General features: G+C 63.5%; 8 protein-coding genes. 4 read left to right on the forward strand and 4 right to left on the reverse strand.

Annotated features, from left to right (window positions below; translation table 11 throughout):
* The first annotated feature begins 14 nt into the window (after positions 1-14).
* Complete coding sequence (locus AC1D2G_RS23170; protein ID WP_477227531.1) at positions 15-842, forward strand: phosphate/phosphite/phosphonate ABC transporter substrate-binding protein; 828 nt, start codon at positions 15-17, stop codon at positions 840-842.
* On the opposite strand, the gene AC1D2G_RS23175 is transcribed toward AC1D2G_RS23170, so the two are convergent.
* The 3 genes from AC1D2G_RS23175 to AC1D2G_RS23185 all read right to left on the reverse strand — a co-directional run bounded on the left by AC1D2G_RS23175 (position 807) and on the right by AC1D2G_RS23185 (position 6,414).
* Positions 807-2,162, reverse strand: coding sequence for a M24 family metallopeptidase (locus AC1D2G_RS23175; RefSeq protein WP_477416865.1), 1,356 nt, complete (start codon positions 2,160-2,162; stop codon positions 807-809). The genes AC1D2G_RS23170 and AC1D2G_RS23175 overlap by 36 nt on opposite strands.
* 9 nt (positions 2,163-2,171) lie before the next feature.
* On the reverse strand, positions 2,172-4,742 hold the full coding sequence (locus AC1D2G_RS23180; protein ID WP_477416867.1) for a GcvT family protein: 2,571 nt from the start codon (positions 4,740-4,742) through the stop codon (positions 2,172-2,174).
* A 94-nt stretch (positions 4,743-4,836) separates the two neighbouring features.
* Complete coding sequence (locus AC1D2G_RS23185; protein WP_477416869.1) at positions 4,837-6,414, reverse strand: trimethylamine methyltransferase family protein; 1,578 nt, start codon at positions 6,412-6,414, stop codon at positions 4,837-4,839.
* 252 nt (positions 6,415-6,666) lie between these two features.
* Between AC1D2G_RS23185 and AC1D2G_RS23190 the strand changes: the two genes are divergently transcribed.
* The 3 genes from AC1D2G_RS23190 (at position 6,667) to AC1D2G_RS23200 (ending at position 11,100) form a co-directional block, all read left to right on the forward strand.
* Positions 6,667-8,574, forward strand: a complete 1,908-nt coding sequence (locus AC1D2G_RS23190) for a phospholipase D-like domain-containing protein (RefSeq protein ID WP_477416871.1) — start codon at positions 6,667-6,669, stop codon at positions 8,572-8,574.
* Between the two features lie 184 nt (positions 8,575-8,758).
* Positions 8,759-9,940: an MFS transporter gene (locus tag AC1D2G_RS23195; protein ID WP_477304824.1), complete on the forward strand. Its 1,182-nt coding sequence runs from the start codon at positions 8,759-8,761 to the stop codon at positions 9,938-9,940.
* Entirely contained in the window at positions 9,937-11,100 is a 1,164-nt protein-coding gene (locus tag AC1D2G_RS23200; RefSeq protein ID WP_477416873.1) for an MFS transporter, read from the forward strand. The genes AC1D2G_RS23195 and AC1D2G_RS23200 overlap by 4 nt, the downstream gene beginning before the upstream one ends.
* On the opposite strand, the gene AC1D2G_RS23205 is transcribed toward AC1D2G_RS23200, so the two are convergent.
* Entirely contained in the window at positions 11,092-11,661 is a 570-nt protein-coding gene (locus AC1D2G_RS23205; RefSeq protein ID WP_477416875.1) for a hypothetical protein, read from the reverse strand. The two genes, AC1D2G_RS23200 and AC1D2G_RS23205, sit on opposite strands and share 9 nt — an antisense overlap.
* Between the last annotated feature and the right edge of the window lie 97 nt (positions 11,662-11,758).

An 11,758-nucleotide genomic window follows, 5' to 3' on the forward strand; every position in this document is an offset into this window, starting at 1 on the left:
GGTCAGATTCCGGCATGAGCGAATTGGTTGCGGCGTTGCCGATGTATGACTGGCCCGAAGCGCGCGACGAGGTCGACGCCCAATGGGCGCGCTTGCGCGACGCCTTCCGGCGGAGGGGTATCGACGCGCCGCAAACGATCGTGCGCCGCAATGGCGACCTGCCGCCGGTGCCGGGTGGCATTCATGATGCCCTGGGAAAACTGATCGCGCCAGACCCGGCGACATTGCCGCCGGACGAACTCGACTTTCACAAGCTTTGGCTGCATCCGGCGCTGCTGTTTGCGCAGACCTGCTGGGGGCCAATGGAACTCGGCCTGTCCAAACACGTTCAGGTGGTCGGCCAGCCGAGCTACGACGCCTGTGAAGGCGGGCAGGGCGAGCTCTATTCGAGCGCGCTGGTGATGAGGGCGGGCGAGGGGCTGGAGGTTCGATCGCCTGCGGACGGCCGCGCACTCGTCCCGCGCGATCTGATCCGTGGCAAGCGCTTCACCTTCAACAGCCTTGATTCCATGTCAGGCATCATTGCGCTGACGCGCGACCTGCAAGCGGCCGGCGAAGACCTGGATATATTCTCGACGCGCAGCGAAAGCGGCGGCCATCGCGACTCGATCGTCGCTGTGGCCGAAGGCAAGGCGGACGTCGCGGCCATCGACTGCGGAAGCTGGGCGCTGGCGCAGCGTTTCGAGCCGGCGGCGCAAGCGGTGAAGGTCGTCGGCTGGACGGGACGGCGCAAAGGCCTGCCGTTCATCACCGCCGCAACGACACCGGAAAAGACGGTCAGGGCGATGCGCGAGGCCCTTGCCGGACTAGCCGAGCAGCCTCGCATCCAACGGGTAGGTTGAAAGTTTTTCGTTGCCGGTTTCGGTGATGAGAATCTGCTCTTCGATCTTGACGCCTTCGCGTCCGCCAAGCCGGCCGATATAACTTTCCACGCACAGCACCATGCCTGACTCCAGCACGCCGTCCGGCGTGTCGGGGGTCCAGTCGCTGGCATGCGGCAAGGTCGGGTATTCGTCGGCCAGGCCGACGCCGTGATAGAGCACGCCGTAGCGCGTAGGAAAACAGTCTCCGGGCGGCACCGCCGAGCGTTCGACAAGGTCGCGGAACGAGGTGCCCGGCTGCATCAATTTGGTATTGTAGGTGATTTGATCTGCGGCGATGCGGAACAGGTCGCGCTGTTCGTTGGTCGGCTTTGCATCGCCGCACAGCCAGGTGCGCGACAGGTCGGCGCAGAAGCCGTAGGGGCCGATCAGGTCGGTGTCGAAGGCGACGAGGTCGCCGGCTTCGATCTTGCGCGACGAGCATTCCTGGAACCACGGGTTGGTGCGCGGGCCTGACGTCAGCAGCCGTGTCTCGATCCATTCGCCACCGCGCGCAATGTTGCCGCGATGCAGTTCGGCCCACAGTTCGTTCTCGGAAATGCCAGGCCGCAGAGCCTGCTCCATCTCGCCCATCGCCGCCTCGCAAGCGACGATGGCGCGGCGCATGGCGAGAATCTCGTCCGATGATTTGATCAGCCGCGCATTTTCCATCACCGCTTCGCCATTGCCGATCGTCACACCGAGCCGGGCGAGTTCCTCGACGCCTTCCGGGTTGATGTGATCGACCGCGATGCGGCTGTTGCCACCGCCATGTTCCCTGACCAGATCGGCAATGCTGGCGGCCCAGCGGCGGACTTTTTGCTCGGTCAGTTCGCCGCCATAGAGATACATCCATGAGACAGCCGGCCGCACCTCGTCGACGACGCCGGAATGGTCGGACAGGTGCTCGCAGGAAAAATAATCGAACAGCACCACCGGCCCGTCGGTGGCGACGAAACAATGCCGTGTCGGATTGTGCGCCACCCACAGCTGCATGTTGGTGGAATCGGTAGCATAGCGGATGTTGACCGGGTCGTAGAGCAAGGCGCCGGCATAGTCGCGGCGCTTCAACTCGGCGCGGATGCGGTCCAGCCGGTATCGGCGCATCGTCGGCAGATCGGGAGCGGTAATACCTGCCGCTGCCCATTCAGCTTCCGCCTGCGCGCCATAGCCCAGCACATGCTGGTTGAGCGACGCCGCCTTCTGGCGGGAAACGTCGCGCAGCGCCTCGATCGAGCCCGGCTCGAACGGCATGATCTTGCGATGGCGGCCAAAGCTTCCCTTCGGCCCAGCGCTGTCCATGGCCGAACCTCAGGTCCGCATCTTCTCGCCACTCGGGTCGAACGGTGCTTCGACGTTGATGCGGGCCGGGCGCCGGTGTCCCAAGATCTCGATCTCGAACAGCCCGGCACTTTCGTCCTCGGCAAGTGCCGCCGGGACGTAACCCTGCGCCATCGACTTCTGCACATAGTGCGCATAGCCGCCTGATGTCACCCAGCCGACCACGCGCCAGTCGCCGTCGACGATGCCGCGCACGGCCGAAGCGCCTTCAGCTGCCTTGGAGCCGCGTACTTCCTCGCCGCCATCGTCGAAGCGCGGCGCGCCGTAGCCATGCGGCTTTTCCACCGTGCCGTAGTCCTTGGAGACCTTGGCCCAGATCGGCTCGTCGCCCATCACATCGGCGTCGGCGGCATCGACGATGAAGGAGACACGGCGCAGTTTTGGCCCCTCGGCCTGTTCCTTAGCGGCAGCCTCGCGGCCGATGAAATCGTTCTTCTCGAGCTTGATGAAGCGGTCCATCGCACCTTCGAATGGTCCGTAGATCGGCCGCAATTCGCGAAACCAGGTCGGGAAGTTCTTTTCCAGGCGCATCGAAAGCAAAGCGCGCATGCCGAAATCGACGAGGCCGAATTCCTCGCCGGCATCCTTGATCGCCTTATACACAAGGCGCTGGTAGGCCGGCGCCATCCAGATCTCGTAGCCGAGATCACCGGTGTAGGTGATGCGGTTGACCAAACAGGGCGCACCGCCGACCGCCATCTCGCGGAAATCCATGAAGCGGAAGGCTTTTGTCGAGATGTCGACATCGACGAGCTTCTGCAAGAGGTCGCGGGACTTAGGCCCGGCGATCGACAGACCGACCAGCGTCTGGTCGAAACGGTGGATGCGCACGGAACCGTCCTTAGGCAGATGCTTCTCGAACCAGCGCATGTGATATTTCTGCGCCGCCGACGAGCCCCAGATCATGAAGCGGTCTTCGCCGGCCTTGGCAATGGTGAAGTCGCCGATCAGCTTGCCGAATTCGTTGATCATCGGCGTCAGCACGATGCGGCCGGTCTTCGGCATACGGTTGGTCATCAGCCGGTTGAGGAATTCCTCCGCCCCCGGTCCGGACACTTCGTATTTGGCGAAGTTGGCGATCTCGGTCACGCCGACGCGCTCGCGGGTCGCGCGCACTTCCTCGCCGATCGGCCCAAAATCATTGGAGCGATGGAAGGAGACGATGTCCTTCGGCTCCTTGCCCTTCGGGGCGAACCAGAGCGGGGTTTCGAGACCCCAGGAGTCGCCCATGACGGCGTTGTTTGCGAGCATCGTGTCGTAGAGCGGCGTCGTCTGCGCCGGGCGTGCGGCCGGCAGTTCCTCATTGGGGAAGCGGATGGAGAAGCGGCGCGAATAATTTTCGCGCACCTTGGCGTTGGTGTACCGCAGGCCGGCCCATTCGCCGAAGCGGGCGACGTCCATGCCCCAAACGTCGAAGCCGGGATCGCCGTGGACCATCCAGTTCGACAGCGCCAGACCGACGCCGCCACCCTGGCTGAAGCCGGCCATGACGGCGCAGGCGCACCAGAAATTGGTCAGGCCCTGCACCGGGCCGACCAGCGGGTTGCCGTCGAGCGCGAAGGTGAAGGGGCCGTTGATGATCTGCTTGATGCCGGCCTTCTCGATGCCGGGGAAATGCTTGAAGCCGATCTCCAGCGACGGCGCAATGCGGTCGAGGTCGGGGGCGAGCAATTCATGGCCGAAATCCCACGGCGTGTTGACCGGCGACCACGGCTTGCATGCCTTTTCATAGGTGCCGAGCAGAATGCCGTTGCGCTCCTGGCGGGTGTAGATCTCGCCCTTGAAGTCAAGCACGCCGATCATCTCGCGACCGGTCGACTTGTTGAATTCCTCGACCTCCGGCATTGGCTCGGTGAGCAGGTACATGTGCTCCATGGCCAGCACCGGCAGTTCGACGCCGACCATGCGGCCGATCTCACGTGCCCACAGGCCGCCGCAGTTGACGACATGCTCGGCATGAACCGTGCCTTGTTCGGTGACGACATTCCAGGTGCCGTCGACCTCTTGCGTCAGCTCGACGACGCGGTTGCGCAGCACGATCTCGGCGCCAAGCTTCTTGGCCGCCTTGGAATAGGCGATCGTGGTGCCGGACGGATCAAGATGGCCCTCGACCGGATCCCACATGGCGCCGACGAAATTGGTCTCGTCCATCAGTGGGAACATCGCCTTGGCTTCGGATGGCGTGATCAACTCGGTGTCCATGCCGAGATAGCGGCCCTTGGCGTGGGCGAGCCGCAGGAAGTCCATGCGCTCCGGGGTATCTGCCATCATCACGCCGCCAGTCAGGTGCAGCGAGCAGGATTGGCCGGAAATCTCCTCGATCTCCTTGTAGAGTTGCACCGTATAGGCCTGCAGCTTGGCGACGTTGGGGTCGCCGTTCAGCGTGTGGAAGCCGCCCGCCGCGTGCCAGGACGAGCCGGAGGTAAGCTCCGAGCGCTCGATCAGCATGATGTCGGTCCAGCCGGCCTTGGCCAGATGGTAGAGAACCGAGCAGCCGACGACGCCGCCGCCGATGACAACCGCTTTTACATGAGATTTCATCAAGATAGGTCCGTTTTTGCGTAAACTGAGTCAGGTTTTTGGGTCGGCGGTGGAACGCGCCTCGACGCCGAGGTCAGCGGTCGCCGCGTGCCATTCAAAAGTCGGTCGGTGCACCGCCCTCGGACCGGCGCTTTTCGACGAAGGCGTTGAGTTCCTCGCGAATGGCCGGGTCCATATAGGGCTCTTCAAATGATGCTAGCCGTTCCTTCCACACCTTGTTGGCCTTTTCCAGCGCCGTCGGCGAGCCGGCTTCCGCCCAGGTCTCGAAATTGCGCCAGTCGGAGAGGATCGGCGAGTAGAAGGCGGTCTTGTAGCGGTCCTGCGTGTGCTGGGTGCCGAAGAAATGGCCGCCGGGACCGACCGACTGGATGGCATCGAAGCCGAGCGCTTCTTCGGACAGGTCGAGCGGGGTCAGGAATTCCGCCACCATCTGCAGCAGGTCGATGTCCAATATGGTCTTCTCATAGGAGCAGCGCAGGCCGCCCTCGAGCCAGCCGGCCGCATGCATCATCAGATTGCCGCCGCCCTGGATGGCGCCCCACAGCGAGAACACGCTCTCGTAAGCCGCCTGCGCATCGACCGTGTTGGCGGCGCAGGTGTTGGAGGTGCGGTAGGGTATGTTGTAGCGGCGGGCAAGCTGGCCGCCGACCAGCTGTGCCTTCATGTATTCGGGCGTGCCGAAGGCCGGCGAACCGGACTTCATGTCGACATTGGAGGTGAAGCCGCCATAGCCGACGGGCGCGCCCTTGCGCACCATCTGGGCAAAGGCGATGCCGGACAGCGCCTCGGCGTTCTGCTGCACCAGCGCGCCGGCGATCGTCACCGGCGCCATGGCCCCTGAAAGGGTGAACGGCGTGACGACGACGACCTGGCCCTTGCTCGACATCTGGATGATGCCTTCCATCATCGGCACATCGAGCTTGAGCGGCGAATTGGTGTTGATGATGGTGAAGACCGACGGCTCCTCGATCAACTGCTCGTGGCTGATGCCGCGCGCGATCCTGGCGATCTCGATGCCGTCGACGTTGCGCTCCTTGCCGAGCGAGTAGATGTGAAACACCTTGTCGGTCAGCGTGGCGAGGTCGCGGACGCACTCCAGGTGCCGGACCGACGGATGGATATCGGTCGGCTCGACCGGATAGCCGCCGGTGCAGTTCAGGATGTTGTGCATCTGAGCGAGCTTGAGGAAGTTGCGGTAATCCTGCTGGTTGCCGGGCCGGCGGCCGCGGTCGATGTCGGAGCAGTTGGGCGCCGATGCCATCATCGAGATGATCAGATTGTTGCCGCCGAAGCGCACATTGTGCGCCGGGTTGCGCGAGTGGATGGTGAACTCCGAAGGGCAGTGCGACACCAGCTCGAGGATCATGTCGCTGTCGAAGCGCACCCGCTCGCTGCCGTCGCGCACGTCGGCGCCATGTGCCTTCATGATGCGGCGGGCTTCGTCATGCAGAACATCGACGCCGATTTCCCTCAGCACGCGCAAGGAGGCGAGATGGATCGATTCCAGCTCGTCGTCCGAAACCAGCCTGGTCGGCGCGAGCGGGTTCTTCAGCTGGCGGAAAGCCGGCTGCTCGAACGCGGCCGAACCGCCGGCGCGCTTTCCAGCGCGGCCGCCACGACGGGCGCGGTCGGTGGCCAATGCCGGTTCTGCAGGTTGTAGGGCGGCGGTCATGATGGTCCTCGTACGATGCGGTAGCGGGCGGCATAATGGACCGGCGACCCGCCGGTCGTTGCGGAGGCGGCGACCACTAGGGCGAGGGAAGCGACATGCCGGAACGGCAGTTGCACGGCCAGAATATCGCGCGGATCGCGGCGATGCGCTGGCCTGAGAGCGGCGGCCGGATCGACGCAAAGTGAAACGCGTTACACATCCGTCTTTTACTTCTGCTATATTGGCGTGCCGAACGTCTCTGGAGGGAAAGCCATGCCTGACGTCGTCAAAGTGCGCGCCGCGACAAACAACGAAGTCGCGTTCCTTTCCTGGGATATAGACGGCATGATCCCGGGCTGCCTCGGCTTCGAGATCGTGCGCATCTATCCCGACACCGGCGAGGAACGCTGCCTGGCCTCCTGGGTGCCTTTCAAGGGCCAACGCAATCCACGATGGATTCCCCAGGATACCGGCGTCTGGCCGGTGCAGAAGACATTCTGGCGCGATCTCACCGTGCGGCGGCGGCGCGACAGCATCGACGTCAGGCCAGAGGGTGAAATGATAGCCTACCGGGTGCGGCCGGTCGGCGACATGAAGCCGGGTCTCGACCCGGTGCCGGTGCGACCCGATCAGATCGTCGATGGCAAACCCGCCTATACCGGGCCGGCGCGTCCGCTCGGTTATCTCGGCCAGGGTGCGGTCAGCCCACCGATCTTTCTCGGGCAGATGTTCGGTAAGGCGCGGGTTGCCTTCACCAATGGCGTGCTGTCGACGCAATGGATGTCGCATGCGCTGCAAGAGGCCGGCATCAAGGTCGGGCAGCGCGACAAGATCAGGGCGGTGCTGCAGGATCCGACCAGCAAGATACGCGCCTATCTGCATGGCGATGTGCCTGACGTGCTGACCAGCCTGCTGAAGCGGGCCAAGACCGAAGGCGGCACCGTCAGGCTGGCGCTCTACGAGCTTGGCGACGACGAGCTGTGCGACGCGATCGTCGCCGCCAAGGATGTCGTCGAGGTCATTCTTGCCAATTCGGGCAGGGACGACCAGACCAAGGCCTGGGACGCCGGCAACGCGCCGTACAGGAAGCGCTTGCACGACGCGGGCGTCGTGGTGAGTGACCGCCTGTTCAACAACAGCCATATCGGCCACAACAAGTTCGCAGTCTACCGCGATGGCCAGGGCAAGCCGCAAGCGGTGATGACTGGCAGCACCAACTGGACGTCGACTGGCATCTGCGGACAATCCAACAACGCCTTCATCCGCGACGATCCGGCGATGGCCGAGATATTCGACGCCTATTGGCAGCGCATGAAGGCCGACGTGTTCCCGCCGCCAGCCTCGGAAAGCGCTGCCGGCCACGTCGTGCAGACGCAAGGCGTGCCGTTTCGTAGGGAAAACCACCTGCCCAATCCGCTGAACGGCGCCACGGCAACGCTGGACGGCATGACGGTCTGGTTCTCGCCCAACGATCCCGACCGCAACAAGAAGGACATCTCGGTGCGGCCGGTCGACCTCGAGGATGTCTTCGCCCGCATCAAGGCGGCGAAACGCGCGGTGCTGTTCCTGGTGTTCAATCCGTCGCTGCTCGGCGAAAACTCGATCGTCGACCAGGCGGTCGCGGCAGCCAAGGCCGATCCGAATCTGATCGTGCAAGGCGCGATCAGCGACGAAACCGCGATGCCCAACTATGTCGCGCCGACCAAGGATCCAGTCACCCACAAATCGAACAAGGACGGCAAGTCGCCCTTCGTATTCCCGGAGAAGGTCTGGGAGATGCCGAACGTTTCCATCGTGCGGGCGGCAAACCTGACCGGCGCCACGATCGCCCGCGACTTCCAGGCAGAAGTACTGACCGTCGGCCATGCGATCGTGCACGACAAGATCGTCATCATCGATCCGATGGAGGACAACGCCACGGTCATCACCGGCAGCCACAATCTCGGTTACAAGGCGTCCTATGAGAATGACGAGAACATGGTGATCGTGGAAGGCGACAAGACTTTCGCCGCCGCCTATGCGGTGCATATGCTCGACGTGTTCGACCACTACAAGTTCCGCGCTTGGCGCAGGACGATCGGCAAGGGACCTTCCGACGATGACGGGATTTCCATCGACGACAAGTGGCTGAAGCCTTACGCCGACGGCAAGAAGGGGGCGATCGCCCGGTATTTTCCGTAGCCTCCACCAGGTCCAGCACCCGCCTGCCATTCGATGAGCGACCGATCGGCTTCAGCCGACAGGACGGGTCCGGTGGCGCAAGCGGATTTCGTCGTCCGGCCCTTCCTTTCCCCAAATCGAACCAGTAGCTAGTCGGGCTTGCCGGCGGGATGGCCTGCACTTTCAAATGGATGACAGTATCAGTATGGTCGCGACCGGCTCGAGCGAAGGCGAAGCGGGAACGCAGTGGGCAGCGCTTGCCGGCGTCACCGCAGCACTTGCCATGTTCGGCGCCGCGCAAGGGCTGAGCTCGCCGCTGTTCACGCTGCTGATGCAGAAGCAGGGAATGTCGCCCGCGCTGATCGGCTTGTCGGCGGCGATGATGCCGCTCGGCCTGATCCTTTCGGCTTCCTTCGTGCCAGCCGCGGTGCGGCTGGTCGGCGCACGCACGCTGGCGGTCGGCTGCTCGCTGATCGGCGCGCTCTGCTTTCTGGGCATCGGCTATCTGCAGGACTGGGTGGCCTGGTTCGTCATCCGCTTCATCATCGGCGTGGTCATCAATCCGCTTTACATACTTGGCGAGGTCTGGGCGCTGTCGCTGGCGCCGCCATCGCGGCGGGGCCGGGTCATGGGCGTGTTCAACACGCTGCTGGGCGCCGGCTATGCGGCCGGGCCATTCGCACTGACCCTGCTGGGCACGTCGGGCTGGGCTCCCTTCCTGGTCGGTGTCGCCGGCTTCACGCTCTGCGCGGTGATCCTGCACGCCGTCTCTTCGAAGCTCACCGGTTTCGAGGATGACGGCCAACCTGCCAGTGGCCTCGTCGGCTTTGCCAAGGTGGCGCCGGCACTGCTGCTTGCCGTCCTGGTTTCGGCAGCGGTCCAGCAAAGCACCTATGCGCTGCTGCCGGTGTTCGGCGCCAGCTACGGCCTGGCGGAGGCCGTGCTTGCCTCGCTGGTGATGGCGCTTTCGCTGGGCAACATCCTGCTGCAGATCCCACTCGGCCTGCTGGCGGAGCGTTTTGGCGGTCGTGCCATGATCATCGTCTGTGCGCTGGCAACCGCGACTTGCGCGCTTTTGCTGCCGCTGCTGGTCATGACGCCGCTGATCTGGGTCGTGCTGCTGGTGATGGGCGCCGTCGGCTACGGCGTCTACACAATGGCGCTGGTCGAACTGGGCAGCCGCTTCAAGGGCTCGGTGCTGGTCGCCGGCAACGCCGCCTTCGCGCTGATGTGGGGCGTCGGCGGTATTGTCGGCCCGCCGGGTGCCGGGCTGCTCATGCAAGGCATCGGCCCGCTCGGCCTGCCGGTCGTGATCGCCGGTCTCGACGCGTTGCTGGTGATGTTCGCGCTGTATCGCTCGTCCGTGCGCCGGAGCGGCAAGGCATGATCGCGAACGGTTCGAGCGACAGTGAGACGGCGATGCAGTGGGCGGCGATCACCGGCGTGATCGCGACCGTCTCGGTGTTCGCCATCGCGCAAGGCCTGTCCTATCCGCTGCTGAGCTTCATCCTGCAGCGCCAGGGCGTCTCACCGGCGATGATCGGCTTGTCGGCGGCAATGACACCGATAGGTTTCATCGTCTCGTCACCACTGATCCCGGCGCTGGCGCGCCGGTTCGGGGCAGGGCGCACGGCACTCTCCTGCGCGGCGCTTTCGGCGATCGTGCTGGTGCTGATCGGCTGGACGCAGGATGTCTATCTCTGGTTTCCGCTGCGCTTCCTGATTGGCGTCGTCACCAACCCGCTTTACGTGCTGAGCGAGATCTGGGTGATCGCGCTGGCGCCGCCGGCCCGGCGCGGCCGCGTCATGGGCGTCTATTCGACGATCATCTCGGCCGGCTTCGCGGCCGGGCCGCTTTGCCTGCTTGCCGTCGGCACGGAGGGCTGGCCGCCCTTCCTCGTCGGCATTTTCGCCTTCGTGCTGTGCGGCATCTGCCTGGCCTCGGTGCTGCCGCGTCTGCCCAAGGTCGACGAGGCCGGGCATCGGGTTTCCGTCCTGGGCTTCGTGCCGTTGGCGTGGCTGCTTTTGTTTGCCGTTATCGTTGCCGCCGGCTTCGAGCAGGGCGCGCTGGCCTTGCTGCCCGTCTATGGCACCCATCACGGCATCACTGAGACCCGCATGTCGGCGCTACTTTCGGTGATGATCGCCGGCAACATCGCCATGCAGGTGCCACTTGGCCTGCTGGCCGAAAGGCTCTCCGCGCGTCTGGTGCGGCTTGCTTGTGTCGCGATCACGGTGCTCGGCTGCCTGCTCCTGCCGTTTCTCATCGAGACGCCACTGATCTGGCCGATGATCTTTGTCTGGGGCGCTGTCTCCTATGGCATCTATACGATGTCGATCATCGAGCTCGGCGAGCGCTTCACCGGCTCGACACTGGTTGCCGGCAACGCCGCCTTCTCCCTGATGTGGGGAGTCGGTGGCATCGCCGTGCCGCCGCTGGCCGGCACGGCGATGGATATTCTGGGTGCAAGAGGCCTGCCGATTATCCTTGGCCTGATGTGTCTGACGCTGGCGGTTGCGAGCATCGTAGGTCGAAGGTCAGCCTGACGCTATTGTGGGATGCCGCAGCTCGTCATCGCCTCGCCATCTCGAAATTGCCCATATGTTACAATGGGCGTGACGTTCCTCAGGGTGCATCCGGCGCAGCATATCCTGAATTTCAACGGCACGATCAAAGTCGGGTATCAGGCCAAACTGAGACAACTCCGAATTCGCAAACACGTCGGGAAATCCACCGCAGTTGGTCAACGCGCTTATGGAACCTTCTTGATCCAACAAATCATAGCCCAGGAAGATGAAACCGCCCCAATCAATCGAATGCACGTCCGTCGACGGCTTTCGAATTACGCTTAAAATATTCAGTTCGTTCGTATCTGACAGTTGCGAAAGCAGAAACTCCAGGTCCACAAAGAAATCGAGCATCCAGTCCTCGTTGACAATGTGGGGCCAGTAGCTGTCCTTTGTCTCGCCAAGCGCGACCGGGCCAAGCATTCCATCGAGGGTGACGACTTCGGTCAGTTGGGTGAGGCCCGACCACTCGATGTATTTCGTCCATTCCGTGCCCCTGGACGGATCAAATCTCTCTTTCGCAATGTAGAGAAATTGCATGAGGCTTCCTCGTAGCGACACATGGCCGGATAAGGTTTCGCACTTGATGCGGTATGGCGGGTCGCTTCTCTCGCGCGTTCCAATTGAATTTCGGTAG

This window comes from Mesorhizobium sp. P2_C7 (assembly GCF_056404515.1).

Excerpts from the sequence above, each read along its gene's own strand:
- AC1D2G_RS23170 (WP_477227531.1), top strand. The coding sequence starts at position 15 with ATGAGCGAATTGGTTGCGGCGTTGCCGATGTATGACTGGCCCGAAGCG.
- AC1D2G_RS23175 (WP_477416865.1), bottom strand. The coding sequence starts at position 2,162 with ATGGACAGCGCTGGGCCGAAGGGAAGCTTTGGCCGCCATCGCAAGATC.
- AC1D2G_RS23180 (WP_477416867.1), bottom strand. The coding sequence starts at position 4,742 with ATGAAATCTCATGTAAAAGCGGTTGTCATCGGCGGCGGCGTCGTCGGC.
- AC1D2G_RS23185 (WP_477416869.1), bottom strand. The coding sequence starts at position 6,414 with ATGACCGCCGCCCTACAACCTGCAGAACCGGCATTGGCCACCGACCGC.
- AC1D2G_RS23190 (WP_477416871.1), top strand. The coding sequence starts at position 6,667 with ATGCCTGACGTCGTCAAAGTGCGCGCCGCGACAAACAACGAAGTCGCG.
- AC1D2G_RS23195 (WP_477304824.1), top strand. The coding sequence starts at position 8,759 with ATGGTCGCGACCGGCTCGAGCGAAGGCGAAGCGGGAACGCAGTGGGCA.
- AC1D2G_RS23200 (WP_477416873.1), top strand. The coding sequence starts at position 9,937 with ATGATCGCGAACGGTTCGAGCGACAGTGAGACGGCGATGCAGTGGGCG.
- AC1D2G_RS23205 (WP_477416875.1), bottom strand. The coding sequence starts at position 11,661 with ATGCAATTTCTCTACATTGCGAAAGAGAGATTTGATCCGTCCAGGGGC.